General features: G+C 59.4%; 15 protein-coding genes. 7 read left to right on the top strand and 8 right to left on the bottom strand.

What is annotated here, in order from left to right; genetic code table 11:
- Positions 1-30 precede the first annotated feature (30 nt).
- Both ACR3FB_RS09980 and ACR3FB_RS09985 read left to right on the top strand, forming a co-directional pair.
- The gene (locus tag ACR3FB_RS09980; RefSeq protein WP_170466340.1) at positions 31-1,464 is read left to right on the top strand and encodes a cache domain-containing protein; all 1,434 of its coding nucleotides are present in this window, start codon (positions 31-33) and stop codon (positions 1,462-1,464) included.
- The gene (locus tag ACR3FB_RS09985; protein ID WP_170373975.1) at positions 1,461-2,099 is read left to right on the top strand and encodes a response regulator transcription factor; all 639 of its coding nucleotides are present in this window, start codon (positions 1,461-1,463) and stop codon (positions 2,097-2,099) included. The genes ACR3FB_RS09980 and ACR3FB_RS09985 overlap by 4 nt, the downstream gene beginning before the upstream one ends.
- A 79-nt stretch (positions 2,100-2,178) precedes the next feature.
- On the opposite strand, the gene ACR3FB_RS09990 is transcribed toward ACR3FB_RS09985, so the two are convergent.
- Both ACR3FB_RS09990 and ACR3FB_RS09995 read right to left on the bottom strand, forming a co-directional pair.
- Positions 2,179-2,562 carry a bleomycin resistance protein gene (locus ACR3FB_RS09990; protein WP_480564153.1) on the bottom strand — a complete coding sequence of 128 codons (384 nt, stop codon included), beginning with the start codon at positions 2,560-2,562 and terminating at the stop codon, positions 2,179-2,181.
- 46 nt (positions 2,563-2,608) lie between these two features.
- On the bottom strand, positions 2,609-3,454 hold the full coding sequence (locus ACR3FB_RS09995) for a HalD/BesD family halogenase (RefSeq protein ID WP_480564150.1): 846 nt from the start codon (positions 3,452-3,454) through the stop codon (positions 2,609-2,611).
- A 425-nt stretch (positions 3,455-3,879) separates the two neighbouring features.
- Between ACR3FB_RS09995 and ACR3FB_RS10000 the strand changes: the two genes are divergently transcribed.
- The 3 genes from ACR3FB_RS10000 to ACR3FB_RS10010 all read left to right on the top strand — a co-directional run bounded on the left by ACR3FB_RS10000 (position 3,880) and on the right by ACR3FB_RS10010 (position 7,239).
- A complete protein-coding gene (locus ACR3FB_RS10000) occupies positions 3,880-5,631 on the top strand; it encodes an acetolactate synthase 3 large subunit (protein WP_480564147.1) in 1,752 nt (583 codons plus the stop codon).
- 66 nt (positions 5,632-5,697) lie between these two features.
- On the top strand, positions 5,698-6,258 hold the full coding sequence (gene ilvN, locus ACR3FB_RS10005; RefSeq protein ID WP_170466306.1) for an acetolactate synthase small subunit: 561 nt from the start codon (positions 5,698-5,700) through the stop codon (positions 6,256-6,258).
- Positions 6,259-6,537: 279 nt separating this feature from the next.
- A complete protein-coding gene (locus ACR3FB_RS10010) occupies positions 6,538-7,239 on the top strand; it encodes a helix-turn-helix domain-containing protein (protein ID WP_170466303.1) in 702 nt (233 codons plus the stop codon).
- On the opposite strand, the gene ACR3FB_RS10015 is transcribed toward ACR3FB_RS10010, so the two are convergent.
- The 6 genes from ACR3FB_RS10015 to ACR3FB_RS10040 all read right to left on the bottom strand — a co-directional run bounded on the left by ACR3FB_RS10015 (position 7,236) and on the right by ACR3FB_RS10040 (position 15,892).
- Positions 7,236-8,009, bottom strand: a complete 774-nt coding sequence (locus ACR3FB_RS10015) for a DUF2189 domain-containing protein (protein WP_425082980.1) — start codon at positions 8,007-8,009, stop codon at positions 7,236-7,238. The two genes, ACR3FB_RS10010 and ACR3FB_RS10015, sit on opposite strands and share 4 nt — an antisense overlap.
- A gap of 23 nt (positions 8,010-8,032) precedes the next feature.
- Positions 8,033-9,433, bottom strand: a complete 1,401-nt coding sequence (locus ACR3FB_RS10020; RefSeq protein ID WP_425082981.1) for an amidase — start codon at positions 9,431-9,433, stop codon at positions 8,033-8,035.
- Between the two features lie 190 nt (positions 9,434-9,623).
- Entirely contained in the window at positions 9,624-10,748 is a 1,125-nt protein-coding gene (prfB, locus tag ACR3FB_RS10025) for a peptide chain release factor 2 (protein WP_170373982.1), read from the bottom strand.
- 112 nt (positions 10,749-10,860) lie between these two features.
- Positions 10,861-13,350: a penicillin-binding protein 1A gene (locus tag ACR3FB_RS10030; protein ID WP_480564143.1), complete on the bottom strand. Its 2,490-nt coding sequence runs from the start codon at positions 13,348-13,350 to the stop codon at positions 10,861-10,863.
- 94 nt (positions 13,351-13,444) lie between these two features.
- Positions 13,445-14,665 (bottom strand): N-acetylmuramoyl-L-alanine amidase, encoded by a 1,221-nt coding sequence (locus ACR3FB_RS10035; RefSeq protein ID WP_480564140.1) that lies wholly within the window; start codon positions 14,663-14,665, stop codon positions 13,445-13,447.
- Between the two features lie 66 nt (positions 14,666-14,731).
- Complete coding sequence (locus tag ACR3FB_RS10040; RefSeq protein WP_480564137.1) at positions 14,732-15,892, bottom strand: pyridoxal phosphate-dependent aminotransferase; 1,161 nt, start codon at positions 15,890-15,892, stop codon at positions 14,732-14,734.
- Between ACR3FB_RS10040 and ACR3FB_RS10045 the strand changes: the two genes are divergently transcribed.
- Complete coding sequence (locus ACR3FB_RS10045; RefSeq protein WP_480564134.1) at positions 15,891-17,273, top strand: M48 family metalloprotease; 1,383 nt, start codon at positions 15,891-15,893, stop codon at positions 17,271-17,273. The genes ACR3FB_RS10040 and ACR3FB_RS10045 overlap by 2 nt on opposite strands.
- Positions 17,270-18,028, top strand: a complete 759-nt coding sequence (locus ACR3FB_RS10050) for a DsbA family protein (protein WP_480564131.1) — start codon at positions 17,270-17,272, stop codon at positions 18,026-18,028. The genes ACR3FB_RS10045 and ACR3FB_RS10050 overlap by 4 nt, the downstream gene beginning before the upstream one ends.
- Positions 18,029-18,030 lie beyond the last annotated feature (2 nt).

Below are 18,030 nucleotides of genomic sequence, written 5' to 3' on the forward strand. Positions count from 1 at the left end.
TTTCGCCGCCGCTTGCGTATCGATTCGACCATGCAGAGACTCCGACATCTGGTTTCGCTGACTTATGCGCAGAAACTGTCTTTGGTTGCGGCCATTCCACTGGTCGTTGCCGTCGCGGCCATTGCCTTTCTGGTCGCCTACCAGGCCCGTGCGACATCCGAGCGCGAAATACAGGCGCTGGAGCTGCGCCTGATCGAGGCCAAGAAGGAAGAACTCAAGAACTATGTCACACAGGCGCGCAACGGTTTTGCTTATATCTACGGTCGCGCCGAACCCGATGATGATGTCGCCAAGACGCTGGTCACTCAGATTCTGTCGGCGATGATCTACGGGCAGGACGGGTTCTTCTTTGTCTATGACTATGACGGCACGAACTTGGTCAGCCCGCGCCAGACTCAGTTCATCAACCGCAATTGGGACGGTCTGACCGACAGCGACGGTACTCCGGTTGTGGATGAGTTCATCCGTCTGGCGCGCCAAGGTGCAGGCTGGCACAGTTTCATGTGGGAAAAGCCCTCGACCGGGGAAGAGGCGCAAATGATCGCCTATGTCGTGGGCCTGCAGGATTGGCGTTGGGCCGTGGGCACCGGTGTCTTCATCGACGACATATTGGCCACCGTTGCCAATGCCCGCGCGGAGGTCGAAGACCGGGTCCAGCGTACCTTCATGTATATCGGCGCCATCGTTGTCGCCTCGGTTCTGATCGTCTTCGCCTCGGGCATGTTGCTGAACATACGCGAGCGGCGGCTGGCAGATGCCAAGCTGAAAGAGCTAACCCAGCGGGTGTTCGACGCTCAAGAAGAAGAACGCGGCCGCGTCGCGCGCGAGCTGCATGATGGGATCAGCCAGATCCTTGTCGGTGTGCGCTACGCGCTGGATAATGCGCGAAGGCGCTTGTCGCGTGGCGATGACGCGGGCGCGCAGGCCCCATTGGACAAGGGCATTGATCACCTTGGCACGGCGATCACCGAAGTGCGCCGCATCAGCCGCGACCTGCGCCCGGGCGTGCTGGATGATCTGGGCCTCGGCCCGGCCCTCAAGGCGCTGACCGATGACTTCCGCGAGCGCACCGGGATCGAAACCGAGTTTTCGACCGTCGTCTTCCGCAACCGGCTGGATCAGGACAGCAAGATCGCCCTCTACCGCATCGCTCAAGAAGCTTTGACCAATATTGAGCGCCACGCAGACGCCTCGCATGTTACAATCGACCTGCGCGGGCACAAGAAAGGCGCGACTATGCGGATCACTGATGACGGGCGCGGGCTACGCTCTGAACCAGATCAGAGCGGCACCGGCATCGGGCTACGCAACATGCAGGAACGGATCGAACAGCTTGACGGCACGTTGCGTATTCTGTCATCACGCGGCCCGCATGGGGGCACGGTGATCGAAGTCAGCCTGCCCCTCAGCCACCTGCTGCCGCCGCAGGAAGACGCAACACCGAACCGAAAGGCCGGGACATGACCATCCGAGTCCTCATCGTTGACGATCACCCCATGGTGGCCGAGGGCATCCAGTCGATCCTCGAAAGCTATGATGAGATTGAGGTCGTCGGCACTCTGGGCAGCGGTCAGGCCGCCGTTGATCACGCGGCCGAGTTGACCCCTGACGTGATCCTGATGGACCTCAACATGCCTGGACTCGGCGGCCTCAGCGCGACCGAACTGATCCTCGAACGCCTGCCCGAAACCCGCATCCTGATCCTTTCGATGCATGACAGCCCCGAATACATCTCGACTGCGCTCAGCCACGGGGCCAAAGGATATGTGCTGAAAGACGTCCCCACGGATGAGATCAAAGAGGCGATTGATGCCGTGATGAAGGGCGAGCAATATCTATGCACCGGCGCCAGCGGGTCCTTGAAGCCCAAAGGCGACAGCGCACGCGAAGCCCTTACCGGGCGCGAACAGACCATCCTTCTGGAACTGGCGCAGGGTAAATCCAACAAAGAAGTCGCCCTGGCACTCGATATCTCGGTCCGGACTGTTGAGACCCACCGCAAGAACATCAAACGCAAACTGGGCATCTCCTCAACAGCGGGCCTGACCCGCTATGCGCTGGAACATGGCGTGTTACAGGGTACCGGCGTCGGCTTCTGAGCCACCCGCAGCGCGGCACGCGCCGCACGGCCCAACTAGAGGAGGCGCGCCTCAGGCGCGTTGACGGTGGGCGGGAGGGTTACCCGCGCGGCCTGATATCCTCACCGAAAAAGATCAACGTCCCATCCTCGTCAATGACGTGAAATTCTCGTTGCTGATACGGCTGATCAAACGGAGGGCGAACACGTCCGTCGGGCAGATCTTCCAACCCCGGTTTGAGGCTGTCATACAGCGCATCAACCCCCTCGACATCTATGTAATAGGACTGCTCTTCCCCCAGCAGCTTGCCATCGTCTCGCGGCGGGCATTCCAGCAGCCGAATAGCCAACGGTCCGCGCGAAAGAAAAGCATAATTGTCCTGCCGAAACCCGCAACTGAATCCCAAACGGTCGCAATAGAAATCAATCTGGTTCTGCAACGACGAGCACAAAACAAACGGCGTGAGTTGCAATATACGTGCCATGCCAAAGCCCTCCCTGAATGGGCCCTAGCCTACCTCCGTCGGCAACTCAGTCCAACAGCTCGTCGGCCCGACGGCCCTCCCGCGCGTAGTGATGCGGCAGAACCCGGCCATAGAGCTGTCGTGTCCTCTCAACCCCGCCACACATGCCTTCGGTGTCCACAAACGAGAAGATGCCAACATAGCGTTTGCGCGCGCCTTCAACCGGCGCGACTCGGTGCAGGGCATAGCGACCTTTGAATATTTGCAGATCACCGGGCTGCAGGTCGATCCTGCGAACGGCCTGCATATCGCCATCCAGAACTCTTCTTACCGCCGAAAAATTCTCATCCTCTGAACTGCGCAGATCCGCAGCATATTCAAACGCACCGCCTGTCTCGGCATTCTGAATGGCCAAAGTCACCGTGTAATTGTTGGTGTCGAAATGCCAGGGAAATCCCTGCCCCTCTTCCACGACATTGATGATGACATCCGCCAGCGGATCATCATAGCGAAAGAACCGATCCTCAGGCTCATCCAGCGCATCGCGAATGAAGGGCAGAAAACCGTCGAACTCATAGATGCGCCGCAAAGGCCCTGATCCGGGGAAATTGTCCGCAGGTACAAACGCATTCGACCTATCATAAAACCGACGCACCGGATGCCCGATCCCATAGCTGGGGTCATCCTTGGTGAAATAGACATTCGTTCGGTTGAAGGACCGGTGAGCCTTGGGCGCGACGGCATCTGCCTCGGCCAGTAACTGCTCCAACCCGGCCTCATGCACAAAGCTCGGCAGAACCGCGCAACCGTCATGCTCAAGCTCTCGGCGCAGATCACCGATCAACTGGCGGTACGCGGTTGAGTCCGGACGATCAATCGGATAGCGCCCCAAGTCCACGAGTTCCTGCAGCAAGGCCGACCTCCCTATTTGCCCCTCATACAAGGCAGCCTGCCGCAGCACATGGCGCGCTTCTGGTTCATTTCAGACATCGCGTTGGCGGATTTAGACAAGTCAGAAATCAGTCAAAACACCACCCGGCCCCCTCTGCTTTACCGGAAATTCCCGACATGCGTCATTTTGCGCAACAAAATGTCGCAAAATTCATCAATCCGGTCATGAAATTCATACGATTGCCTGTTGACGCTCCGTCGCGCCGAACATAATGTCCCCTGCAAGCTGATAAGGAGCCTCTGGCGATGAACACGCTAGTCGTAATCGTAGGAAACACGCGTATGGGCCGGTAACGGAAAACCACAATCGAACCCATGCGCCTCCGAAAACCTCGGGGGCTTTTTTTTGGCAAACGCAAGACACATGTCGCGAACGGAGCAAAGCAGATGACACGTGAGATGACCGGCGCAAAGATGGTGGTTCAGGCCCTCAAGGATCAGGGCGTAGACACAGTTTTCGGATATCCCGGTGGCGCCGTCCTACCGATCTATGACGAGATCTTTCTGCAAAACGACATTCGCCACGTCCTGGTGCGGCATGAGCAAGGCGCGGTTCACGCAGCCGAGGGCTATGCCCGCTCGACCGGTAAACCCGGCGTTGCGCTGGTGACATCCGGCCCCGGCGCGACCAACGCGGTCACCGGTTTGACGGATGCGCTGATGGACTCGATTCCGATCATTGTTCTAACCGGTCAGGTCCCGACCTTCATGATCGGCTCGGACGCGTTCCAAGAGGCCGACACCGTTGGCATCACCCGCCCCTGCACCAAGCATAACTGGCTGGTGAAGGACACGGATTCGCTGGCTGAAACCATGCACGAGGCGTTCCATGTTGCCACCTCGGGCCGCCCGGGTCCGGTGCTGATCGACATTCCCAAGGACGTGCAGTTTGCATCGGGCGACTATACCGGCCCCAAGATCTCGACCTCTCGCTATCAGCCTGTTCTGAAAGGCGATCTGGAAGAAATCACCGAACTGGTCGCCGCGATGGAGACCGCCACGAAACCCGTGTTCTACACCGGCGGCGGCGTCATCAACTCAGGCCCCGCAGCCAGCCAATTGCTGCGTGAGCTGGTGGATGCGACGGGTTTCCCGATCACTTCGACCCTGATGGGCCTTGGCGCTTACCCGGCCTCGGGTGAGAACTGGCTGGGCATGCTGGGGATGCATGGTCTCTATGAGGCCAACCTGGCGATGCATGACTGTGACCTAATGATCAACATCGGCGCGCGGTTCGACGACCGGATCACCGGCCGTATCGACGCGTTCTCACCGAACTCGAAAAAGGCGCATATCGACATTGACCCGTCCTCGATCAACAAGGTGATCCGCGTCGACATCCCGATCGTCGGCGACGTTGCGCATGTTCTGGAAGACATCCTGAAGGTCTGGAAATCGCGTGGCCGCAAGACCGACGTCGCCTCGGTCGCCAAGTGGCAGGAGCAGATTGCCGACTGGCGCAAGGTCAACTGCCTCGCCTACACCAACAGCGAAAAGACGATCAAACCGCAATACGCGCTGCAACGCCTTGAAGAGCTGACTAAAAACCACGACCGCTATATCACGACCGAGGTTGGTCAGCACCAGATGTGGGCCGCGCAGTACCTTGGGTTCGAGGACCCCAACCGCTGGATGACCTCAGGCGGTCTGGGCACGATGGGCTATGGCACCCCGGCTTCGATCGGTGTGCAGATGGCGCATCCCGACGCGCTGGTGATAAACGTCGCGGGTGAGGCCTCATGGCTGATGAACATGCAGGAAATGGGCACCGCAGTTCAGTATCGCCTGCCTGTGAAACAGTTCATCCTGAACAACGAACGCCTCGGCATGGTCCGCCAGTGGCAAGAGCTGCTGCATGGTGAGCGCTACTCGCATTCGTGGTCCGAAGCCCTGCCCGATTTCGTTAAACTCGCCGAGGCCTTCGGGGCCAAGGGCATCCTGTGTTCCGACCCAGCCGATCTGGACGACGCGATCATGGAGATGATCAACTACGACGGTCCGGTGATCTTTGACTGCCTTGTAGAAAAGCACGAGAACTGCTTCCCAATGATCCCGTCGGGCAAAGCCCATAACGAGATGCTGCTGGGCGAGGCGGAGACGCAGGGCGTGATCGATTCCAAAGGTTCGGTTCTAGTTTAACAACATTCGTCGGAATTGACCGGGCGTCCGGCGCCCGGTTTTCGCAAGATGATGAAAGGGACGTAAATGTCTGCCCTACATATCAAAAAAGGCTCTACCCGCCATTCGGCCTATAACCTACGCCCGACCTTTTCGGACGTGCAGGAGCGCCATACGATTGCGGTTCTGGTCGAGAACGAACCGGGCGTTCTAGCCCGCGTGATCGGCTTGTTCTCGGGCCGTGGCTACAACATCGAAAGCCTGACCGTGGCCGAGGTCGACCACACTGGACATCTCAGCCGCATCACCATCGTGACCACCGGTACCCCGCAGGTGATCGAACAGATCAAAACACAGCTGGGCCGCATTGTGCCGGTTCACGAGGTCCATGACCTGACGGTCGAAGGTCCTGCGGTCGAGCGGGAACTGGCGATCATCAAGGTCGTTGGCGAAGGTGACAAGCGGGTCGAGGCACTGCGTCTGGCCGATATCTTCCGCGCCAATGTGGTCGACAGCACGTTGAACTCGTTCATTTTCGAGATCACGGGCGCCCCCGACAAGATCGATGCTTTTGCCGACCTCATGCGCCCGTTGGGGCTCGTCGAGATCGCCAGAACCGGCGTGGCCGCCCTTTTGCGCGGCGACTGACAATTGCAAGGTCCCGGCAGGGCGTCCCCGGGACCTTTCGCTTTTTACAGCAAGTATCTATTTGATACTTCGCGCAAAAAGCCTGCAAATTAACCGTAAAGATCACCCCCAACAGACAAATACCTATTGCCTTTACCCTACGTCCGACTAGCATCTCAGGTGCAACGCGGCGTGGGGAAACGTTGCTTTGGGGTCATCTTTACGATTTCGGTCACACATCCGGTCTGCCGATCTGCACCGCTGTTTTCACGACTGAAACCGCCGATGCAGGGGGAACCGATGCCAGAGGATACGCGCAGCCCGGACGAACTTCGCGCCATGTTCGGTGCAAACCTCAGACGCTTGGCACGAAACTACCCTTCGATTTCGGCATTGTGCCGCGAACTGGGCATCAACCGAACTCAATTCAACAGATATCTTGCGGGCGAGAGCTTTCCGCGCGCGGATGTTCTGGACCGGATATGTCGCTTCTTTGATGTGGATGCCCGTATCGTTCTCACACCGCTTGACGACATCCCGGATGCCAATACGCATCGTGTGAACGCCACACTGACGCAATTCCTCGGCTCGGGCGCTCAGGCCACCCACGACTGCACCTTTCCGCCAGGGTTTTATGCGGCGACGGACACCCGAACGTCCATCGTTTTGCACGCCAAACGGCTGCCGCAATGCACGTTGATACGCGGCTTCACACCGCGCAGCGTCATGCCCGGCAGCCCATCAATGGCACGAGAGGTGCGCGGTATAGCGAGCTGTTCCGGCGATTATGTCTACATGCTGATTTCCGGTCGTAACGGCCAAAACAGCCGGGTCTATGTGGTCAGCAAGAAAGATACCCTCTGGCAAGGTACAAGCTACACGCGTCCGGACAAAGACGACGCGCGCCCCGTGACCCTGACCCGTCTGGGGCAGGATGCAACAGATGCGCTTGGTGCCGCGCGCAAGCTGATAAGGGCCCACAGGCCCGACGAACGACGCTAGCTCGGGCCATCCTCGCAGATCAGGCGATACAGGTGCCAGCTTGCATGGCCTAAAAGCGGCAGCACCAGCAGCAGTCCCAAGAACCACGGCACCATCGCGACAAACGTCAGCACGGCGATGAAAATGCCCCACCCGATCATGACTGGAAAGTTGTCCCTTACGTAGGAGAAACTTGCGATCATTGCCGTCACAAAATCCAGCTCGCGGTCCAACAGCATCGGGATGGACAGCACGGTGATCATGTAGAGGATAGTGGCAAAGACAGCCCCGACGGCCGACCCTACGGCCAGCATCATCAACCCGTTTGCCGTCAGATACACTTCGAGCGAAGAGGATACGTTCGTCAGCGTCGACAGCCCCATGAACAGGGCAAAGATCATATGGCCCAGAAAGAACCAAAACAGAAACATCACCACGATGATCGCGCAGATTGAGGGCAACTGGCGACGGCTCTGTTGCAGCACGACCCCGAATATCGCTTTAAAATCAAGATCCTCCCCGGCCTCCAGGCGGCGCGACACCTCATACAGCCCGACCGCTGCAAACGGTCCGATCAGAGGGAACCCGATCGCGGCGAGGACCAGCCAATAGCTTGTTCCCGACTGGAGTGTCACCCAGGCGATCGTCCAGCCCGCCAGCACATAAAACCCCGCAAATATCAAGCCGAACAGCGGCGCCCTGCGGAGGTCAACCCACGCCCGCCGCATCGCCTGTTTGAGCATCCCACTGTCAACAGGGCGCATCTGAGGCGCTCCGAATGGTCTTTCCATCTGTTTCTCCTCCCCGTCTGGCCCTATCTCATCGCGGGCCTTTTCTGCGGCCATGTCGTTGCGTCATGATACGCGGCACCCATGGACAGTAGCCGCGCATCCGACCCCTTGGGCCCAAATAGCTGAAAGCCCATTGGCAGGCCTTCCGCTCCGAACCCGGCAGGCGCAGCAAGACAGGGCAAGCCAATCAGGCTGACCGGCACTGTCACCTGCATCCAGCGATGATAGGTATCCATCGCCCGCCCCATGATCTCACGCGGATACGGCGTCTCGATATCGAAGGGCCAGACCTGTGCGGCCGGCAAAACCAAAGCATCGTACTCCTGAAACAGTTCAGCCGCCCGTCGGAACCACTCCGAACGGGTAACACTGGCCTCATGCACCTGCATCGCTGATAGCATCAGGCCCCGCTCCAACTCCCACTGCGCGCTGTCCTTCAAGGCCTCTGATTTGCCCTGCAACGGCTGCAATCCCGCCGCCACCGCCCAGGACCGCAGGGTAACCCAACTGCCCCACATCTTCTCGGCATCAAAGGGTGGAGGCACATCTTCGACCACTGCGCCTTTATCTTCGAAAACGCGAAGGGCATCGTGGCAAAGGGCCAGAACGCTGTCCTCAATCGGAAACGCACCGCCCCAATCTCCCAACCAACCAATCCGAACCCCGCGAAGATCAACCTCTTGAACGGGGCTCACACGCCTGGCATCGGCGACCAAAGGTGACCGTGGATCAGCGCCCGAGATCACGTCGAGCAATAGCCCCAAATCCTCAGGGCTGCGCGCCATCGGTCCCAGGGTCGACAACTGATGCAGAAACTCGTCCCCAATAGGTTCCGACGGTACCCGCCCCCAGCTGGGGCGAAATCCGTAGACGTTGTTCCATGCGGCCGGGTTGCGCAGGCTTCCCATCATATCCGAGCCATCGGCCAACGCGACCATCCCAGTCGCCAACGCAACCGCCGCGCCGCCAGACGACCCCCCACAGGTACGCACGCCGTCATAGGGGTTCCGGGTCGCGCCATAGACCGGGTTGAACGTGTGCGAGCCAAGCCCAAACTCGGGCGTGTTCGTCTTACCAATCAAAATCGCCCCCGCCGCGCGCATCCGCGCTGCAATCAGATCGTCCTGTTCGGGCACAAAATCGCGAAACAGCGGCGATCCCTGCGATGACACTATCCCGGCGACATTAACCAGATCCTTCACCGCAATCGGCAACCCGTGCAGTGGTCCCCGCTTCGGACCCGCATCCAGTGCCGCCGCCTCGGCCATCAGATCATCCGCGTCGCGCAGGGCCACAATCGCATTGACCGCTCCATTTACGGCCCCAATACGCTCCAGCGTCGCAGCCATCACCTCGACCGATGAAACAGCACCAGATGACAGCTGATCGACCAGCGCCTTTGCGGAAAGCTGAGTGATATCCATCCGGGTTTCAATCACCTCGATCTGTTTGGTTCAAATCCAGCCTAGCCGCGCACCCCGACCAATAAAACCCATTGTTTAAATACATCTTTTCCCGAATGGCTAAGCACCACCCGGATCCCCTTCATCTGGCTAAAAATATCTCGGGGGACTCGCGGCTTGCCGCGGCGGGGGCAGCGCCCCCTGCCCAGACTTAGTCGCCCTGCGCCTCGGACCGGCTTTTGCCCGCCACGTTCAACGCCAGCGTCGCCGCCATGAACCCATCCAGATCTCCGTCCAAAACACCTTTGGTATCCGAAGTCTCATGATTGGTCCGCAGATCCTTCACCATCTGATAAGGCTGCAAGACGTAAGACCGGATCTGGTTGCCCCAGCCCGCATCACCCTTGGCCTCATGCGCCGCGTTGATATCGGCGTTCCGACGGTCCAGCTCTTGCTGGTAAAGGCGTGATTTCAGCGCCTTCATGGCGATATCGCGGTTCTGGTGCTGCGACTTTTCGGATGAGGTCACTACGATCCCGGTCGGGATGTGCGTGATCCGCACCGCCGAGTCCGTGGTGTTCACGTGCTGACCACCCGCGCCCGAGGACCGATAGGTATCAATCCGAATATCGGCTGGGTTCACCTCAATCTCGATATTGTCGTCGACTACGGGGTAAACCCAGACCGAACTGAACGAGGTATGCCGCTTGGCCGCCGAGTCATAAGGCGAGATCCGCACCAGACGATGCACGCCGCTTTCCGATTTCAGCCAGCCATAGGCATTGTGACCCGAAATCTTGTAGGCCGCCGACTTGATCCCGGCTTCTTCACCCGCTGTTTCGGATTGCAGCTCGACCGTATAGCCCTTCTTTTCCGCCCAACGCACATACATCCGCGCCAGCATCGAGGCCCAGTCACAGCTCTCGGTCCCACCCGCGCCCGAGTTGATCTCGAGGAAGGTATCGTTGCTGTCAGCCTCGCCGTCCAGCAGAGCCTCCAGCTCTTTCTTGGCGGCTTTGTCCTTCAGAGACTTGATCGAGGCTTCGGCGTCCTGAACAACCTCTTCATCCTCTTCCATCTCGCCCAGCTCGATCAGCTCGATATTGTCGCTGAGATCGGTTTTGATGGACTCGTAGGTCTCGATCGCGTCGACCAGCATCTGCCGTTCGCGCATCAGTTTCTGTGCGTTCTCGGGGCTGTCCCATAGGTTCGGATCCTCGACTCGCGCATTGAATTCCTCAAGCCGATGGGGCGCGGTTTCATAGTCCATACGCTGCGCCAGCAGCTCTAGCGACTTTTCGATTTCCGCCACGATATTCTGGGTTTCGGCGCGCATGGTCTTGCCCCAACTTGGTCAAACAGGACTGCGTGATAGCAAGAGCAGAAGGCCACCACAAGACGGGCCAGACGGGATTGCACGTCTGGCCGTCAGAGATTTTGCAAAGCGATCAGTAAAGGCCGCCGGTACTCAAATCCCCTTGCGAAGCTTTGGGGCCAACAGTGACGGTGCTACCGGTCGAGGTTTGGACTTGAACGCCTGCGCGTTGCGCTTCTTCGAACAGCGGAAGGTCCGATCCGATGGCAAAGCCGCCGTCATAAACGCGGTCGATAAACCCATCCACACCATCACGGAAGAACTCGGCCACGACATATTCTCCGGATGCGTCATCAGGCAGGCGCGCGCCGCTAAAACGGTCGATCTTGATGAAGTGACCGCCCTCGGGCACCTCGAACGGACCACCGCCGTATTTCTCAACGGCTTTTTCCATGAAGCTCTGGAAGACCGGCCCGCACATGGTGCCACCATAAGCCCCCCGGCCCATCGGACGCGGACGGTCATAACCGATATAGCAACCGGCCACGATGTTCGAGGTGAAGCCGATGAACCACGCATCCTTGGATTCGTTGGTCGTTCCGGTCTTGCCCGCCGTCGGCACCGGCAGGTTGACATAGCGCGACGCTGTCCCGCGATCCACAACACCCTTCATCATCGAGGTCAGCTGATAGGCGGTAATCGCATCCATGACCTGCGAGCGGTTGGTCTCGATGGTCGGCGACTCGTTTGGCTCCAACCAGGTCGAGTTGCAATCGAGGCACTGGCGATCGTCATGGCGATAGATTGTCTTGCCAAAGCGGTCCTGAATCCGATCGACCAGAGTAGGTTCGACCCGCTCACCGCCATTTGCGAACATCGCGTAGGCCGCAACCATTTTATACAGTGTGGTTTCTTCGGACCCGAGCGAGTTGGCCAAGAACGCACCCATCCGTTCATAGACACCAAACCGTTCCGCATAACCCGCAACGACGGGCATCGTGACCTCTTGCGCCAGACGGATGGTCATCAGGTTCCGCGACTGTTCGATCCCGGTGCGCAGCGGTGTCGGGCCGTAGAACTTGTTCGACGAGTTCTTGGGGCGCCACAGGCCCTGCGGTGTATTCACCTCAATCGGCGCGTCCACAACGATCGTCGCCGGGCTATAGCCACTGTCGAGCGCGGCGGCGTAAACGAACGGCTTGAATGAAGACCCCGGCTGGCGCTGCGCCTGCGTGGCGCGGTTGAACACGGTATCTTGATACGAGAACCCGCCCTGCATCGCCAGAACACGGCCCGAGTTCACGTCCATCGCGACAAAGCCACCCTGCACTTCGGGCACCTGACGGGCGGACCATTGGCCCTCTTCCCCGGCCATGACAAGGATCACGTCGCCACGTTTGAAATTGTCGAAGAAGTTGCCCTGCATCCACTTGATGTCAGAGCGAGGAATGGTGCCATCGGCGGGGCCATCCTCGATTCCGACGGTCAATTGTTGCTCAGCCACATCCAGCACAACGGCCGGGTACCACTGGGTCGGCAGGACGACGTCACGGGGGATCTCCATCTGCGCCAGCGCATCGCGCCATTGGGCTTCATCCGCCAACTGTTCTTCGGCGATCACCTCGCCCGTGCCACGCCATCTACCGCGTGACAGGTCGTATTTCTGCAATGCCTCACGCAGCGCACGCGCGGCCTCGACCTGCATTTCTTCGTCGACCGAGGCTCGTACGGTGAAACCGCCGGTAAAGAACTCACCCTCGCCAAAGTCTTCGCTCAGCTGACGGCGGATTTCATCGGTGAAGTAATCGCGCGGCGGCAAGGCAGTGCGGAAGCTTTCGAAATCCCCGTTCTGAACCGAACGCAGAGGCATCTCGACCTCGGTCTCATAAGTCGCCTGATCAATGTAGCCGTTCTGGTTCATCTCGCGCAGAACATAGTTGCGGCGGGCCAGCAGGCGTTCCTTTTGACGGACCGGGTGATAGTCCGACGGTGCCTTGGGCATCGCGGCCAGCATCGCGGCCTCATGCGGGGCCAGTTCCTGCAGGGTCTTGTTGAAATAGGTCTGCGCCGCGGCGGTCACACCATAGGAGTTCTGACCCAGAAAGATCTCGTTCATGTAAAGCTCGAGGATCTGTTCTTTGTCGAGCGTATCCTCAAGCCGAGTGGCGAGGATGATTTCCTTGATCTTACGCTCGGCCCGGCGGTCGCCTGACAACAGGAAGTTCTTCATCACCTGCTGTGTGATGGTTGAGGCCCCGCGCACGGTCTCTCCCTTGGTGCGCACAGCTTCAACACCGGCAGCGATGATGCCGCGCGGGTCATAGCCTTGATGGGTGTAGAAATTCTTGTCTTCCGCAGAAATGAAGGCCTGTTTCACCAGATCGGGGATTTCCTCGGACGGGGTGAACAGACGGCGCTCCTGAGCGAATTCGTCGATCAACTGCCCCTCGCCGGAATAGATCCGGCTGATCGTGGGCGGCTTATATTGGGCCAGCGACTCGTGGCTGGGCAGGTCGCGGCCATACATCCAGAAGACCGCGCCGATCACCAGCGCAACCATGAAGATACCCAAAGTCACGAGGCTGAAAACTGCCCCGAAAATCGATAGAATGAACCGGATCACGTCACTGCCTTTTTTTCGCGCTGCCGCCTATATAGGGATGCCAAGCCCGAGGGTCAAAACCACAAGCGCATTCTAGCCGTTTTGCGTCGTCAGGTCACTGTCCAATCAGGGACCGCCTGATCACATCTTGCTGCCGCCAGTCCTCGAGCCCCTGATAAATCCCCAGCGCCATTTTGGCGCGCCATTCGGGATCTTTGATGTTTTTCAAGTCTCTGGGGCTGGAAAGAAACCCAAGTTCGACCAGAACGGACGGTATGTCTGCCGCTTTCAGCACCGAAAACGATGCGGTGCGCAGCGGTTTACGATTCATCGGCCCGCCCTGTTGCGCCATGCCATTGGCAATCGCGCCAGCAAGCGATGTGGTGCGGGGTTTGGTCTCCTGCCGCGCCATATCCAGCAGCACATCGGTGACCTGATCATCAGCCCCGTTCAGGTCGACCCCAGACAAAAGATCACCCCGATCATGGCGCTCGGCCAGTTTGACGCTGGCCACATCCGAGGCATCCTCGGACAAGGTATAGACCGCCGCGCCGTGCGCCTGCCCGTCAGAGAGGGAATCGGCATGAAGCGAGATGAACACATCTGCACCCGCCCTGTGTGCCAGAGCGATACGACGCTCTAGCGAGACGAACTGATCCTCTACCCGCGTCAGCACCACTTCGTAACCACCTGACCTTAATAGTAATTCACGTAGTTCACGTGCGAAGGTCAGCATCATGGTTTTCTCGTCAATGCCACCGAATTCGGCGCCCGGGTCGATACCGCCATGGCCGGGGTCCAGCATCACCCGCATGACCTGCGCCACATTGCGCGGGACCTCGGACGTGGTGACGGCGGGTTCTGGAAGATCCCAGCCGTGGTTCTGCGGCACGCCAGCGGACGCGTTGAACGTGTCAAAATCGGTACCGACCAATTGAAGGGTCAACAGTGCCGCGCCCGAGGCCTCATCCAAACGCAACTCGGCCGTGTCCACCGCCATAGGCGCGCCCAGTTCCAGCACCATACGGGACCAGCCGGGGACATAGGCCCCGAACTGCACGCCACTGATCCGGTCGGTTTGTAGGAAGTCGTCGGCGTTGAGGCCGGTCCAGTCGACCTCCTGAAAGTCGAGAACCATGCGGTAGGGATCGCGCAGCGTGAAGATGCGGTAGGGCACCCCCTGACTGACGCCAAGATCGACCTGAACCGCCGTGCGACCAGAATCGATGATGCGGCTTTGGTCCGGCTGCACGCGCGCCAACGCATTAAAGTCTTGCGCCAATGCGGCGCCGGACAGCGCCCAGATCAGCGCGATGCAAAAGAAAATCCTGCTCATGGCCTCAAGTTTTCCCGAGATCGTTTGAGCGTGACCCTAGCGCATCCGCCCCCTCTTGTGAACGCTTTACACCGGCTGCAACGCGCCGCGTTCGGCCATGAAGCTGCGCAGACGCTCTAACCCGTCCTGAATATCGGCAGTGGCCCTTGCGTAGGAGAATCGCAGGGTCGTATGTCCGCGCTCAGGATCGAAGTCCAAACCTGGCGTGACGGCGACACCGGCCTTTTCCAGAATCTCGGCTGCAAAGGCGCGGCTGTCATCTGTCAGGTCAGAGACATCGGCATAGACGTAAAACGCCCCATCAGGTGGCGCGATATTCGTGAAACCAGCTTTTGGCAGCCCTTCGAGCATCAGCTCACGGTTGCGACGGTAAACATCTAGATTGGCCTGCAGCTCCTCATCGCAATCCATCGCGGCCAAGGCGGCCACCTGGCTGGCATGGGGCGCGCAGATGAACATGTTCTGGGCGATCCGTTCAACCACGCGGACCTGGTCCTCGGGTACGACCATCCAACCAACACGCCAACCTGTCATCGAGAAATATTTCGAGAACGAGTTGATCACATAGCACTCATCCGTCAGCTCCAGCGCGGTGACGGCTTTGGCCTCATATTCCAGCCCGTGGTAGATTTCGTCACTGATGAACGAGGCACCTTGCCCCTGCGCGGCATCGATCAACGCGCCCATCGAGGCATGATCCAACATGGTGCCGGTCGGGTTGGCTGGGGACGCAACCATCAGGCCCTGAAGATCAAGTCCAGCAAAATCCGAAGGCACCGGTTGCAGCCGATTCTCGGGCAAGGTCGGCAGGTCGACGGGCACCAACCCAAGCGCTTTGAGGATCTGACGGTAGGACGGATAGCCCGGCGCACCGATCCCCACGCGATCCCCGCTGTCGAACAACGCGGTAAAGGCCAGCAAGAACCCGCCGGAAGACCCAGGTGTCACCACCACCCGTTCGGGGTTCAGATCGACATTGTACCACTCGCCATACATCTGCGCGATCCGCTGTCGCAAGGCGGGCAGCCCAAGCGCGACGGTATAACCTAACGAGCCTTGTTCCATTGCTTTGGCCAATGCCGCAGTCGCGCCTTTCGGGGCGCCGGTTCCGGGCTGGCCGACCTCCATATGAACGATGTGGCGTCCGGCCTCTTCGGCTTTGCGTGCGGCCTCCATCACGTCCATCACAATAAACGGATCGACCCCGGACCGGGTTGAGTTTCTCATGCCCATCTCCCATGTTGCAGCCATGGCTTTTGAACGCGTATCCCGGCTGGCGTCAATCCCAGCCCTGATACTTGCGGCTGTCATCTGGCTGACGGCGGCAGCGCAGAGCCACGCCCAAAGCCTGATCCGCGACCCCGATATCGAGTTCGGCCTGCGCGAACTGGCCTTTCCGGTGCTGCGTGCCGCCGGCCTAAGCACCAATCAGGTGCGTATTCTGGTGGTCAACGACAACACCTTCAACGCCTTCGTGATCGACTACAACGCGATCTACCTGAACTACGGCCTGATCCTGTCAGTCGACAGCCCCGAAATGCTGCAAGCCGTCATCGCCCACGAGGCCGCCCATATCGCCAACGGTCATCTGGCCCGCCGTCACCAAAACCTGCAGGACGCACAGAGCAAGGCAAACCTTGGCACAGCGCTTGCCCTTATCACTGCCGCCGCGGGCGCTCGGGAAGCCGCTGCAGGACTTGCAGTTGGCACGCAAGGCGCTGCCATTCGTGGCTTTCTGGGGCACACGCGGGCCGAGGAAGCCTCAGCCGATCGCAGCGCAGCCAGCTATCTAAGGTGGGCCGGAATCTCACCCAAGGGAATGGTCGCAATCCACCGCAAATTCGCAGGTCAGGAATTGCTGAGCACGGCCAATCAGGACCTCTACATGCGCTCTCACCCCACCAGCCGGGATCGTCTGCGCGCGGCTGAGGCGTTTCTGGACGAATTCGGCGATCGAACCCAACCCAATGAAAGCGCCGATTACTGGTTTGCGCGGGTCAAGGGTAAGCTCTCGGCCTTTTTGCGCTCTCCGAGTTGGACAATGCGCCGCGCGAAAGAGGAAACGGCCCACGACATCCGAATGATGCGCGAGGCGTCGGCCCATCACCAGAACCGCGATCTGGCCCGTGCGCGCGCAGCGATAGATGAAGCCTTGAAAATTCGGCCCGAGGACCCCTTCTACTACGAACTGAAAGGACAAATTCTTCTGGAAAACAGGCAATTATCCGAGGCTGTTAATGCATATGCCCAAGCGGTTGAAATGGCGCCGCACGATGCGTTGATCCTTGCCGGGTACGGACGAGCGCTGCTGCTACAAGGCCAGACCGACACGGCGTTGGAAGCGCTTGAGAAAGCCCGTGCCCGTGACTACCGCAATGCTCGGCTGATGCGGGATCTGGGCGTGGCCTATTCCAAGGTGGGTAATAACGGGATGGCTTCGACCGTCACCGCAGAACGATACGCTTTGCAGGGCCGGTTGTCCGATGCAGGCATTCACGCAAGACGGGCCATCGGGCAACTTCCCGAAGGCTCACCGGGTTGGCAAAGGGCACAAGATGTGTTGATTGCCTCAAAACGCGCAGAGAAAGCGAAAAGGAAACGCAAATGATCCTGAAACATGCAGCCCCCGCCCTTTTGGGGCTTTCCCTGATATCGACTTCGGCGCAGGCGCTGGACCTGAACGCGCTCAGCGACGCCGAAAAGGCAGAGTTCGGAGCACAAGTGCGCGAATATCTGCTGGAAAACCCAGAAGTGATCATTGAAGCGATCACCATTCTGGAGGAGCGCAACGCCGCGACTCAGGAACAAGCCGACCGTGATCTGGTCGCCTCGAACGCGGATGAGCTGTTCAATGATGGCTATAGCTGGGTGGGCGGCAACCCGGATGGCGACATCACCCTGGTCGAGTTCATGGACTACCGCTGCGGCTACTGCCGCCGTGCCGTGCCCGAGGTAGCCAGCCTGTTGGCCGAGGACGGAAATATCCGTCTTGTGATCAAAGAGTTCCCGATCCTGGGCGATGCCTCGGTTCTGTCCTCGCGCTTCGCCGTGGCAACCAAACATGTCGCCGGGGATGACGCCTATAAACAGGTCCACGACGCCCTGATGGAATTCAGCGGAGAACCCAGCGAAGTGACCCTGCGCCGTATTTCGGACGGGCTTGGGCTAGACAGCGACGCCATCATCGCCGCGATGGACAGCAACCAGGTCACCGAAGAGATCACCCGCACCCGAGAGCTGGCACAACGCATGCAGATCACCGGCACGCCCTCGTTTGTGCTGGGCACCGAAATGCTGCGCGGCTTCCTACCAGCGGATCAGATGAAGCAGATCGCAGACGGAGTGCGGGCTGAACAAGGGTAGAC

It is taken from the genome of Ruegeria sp. AO1, from assembly GCF_056535985.1.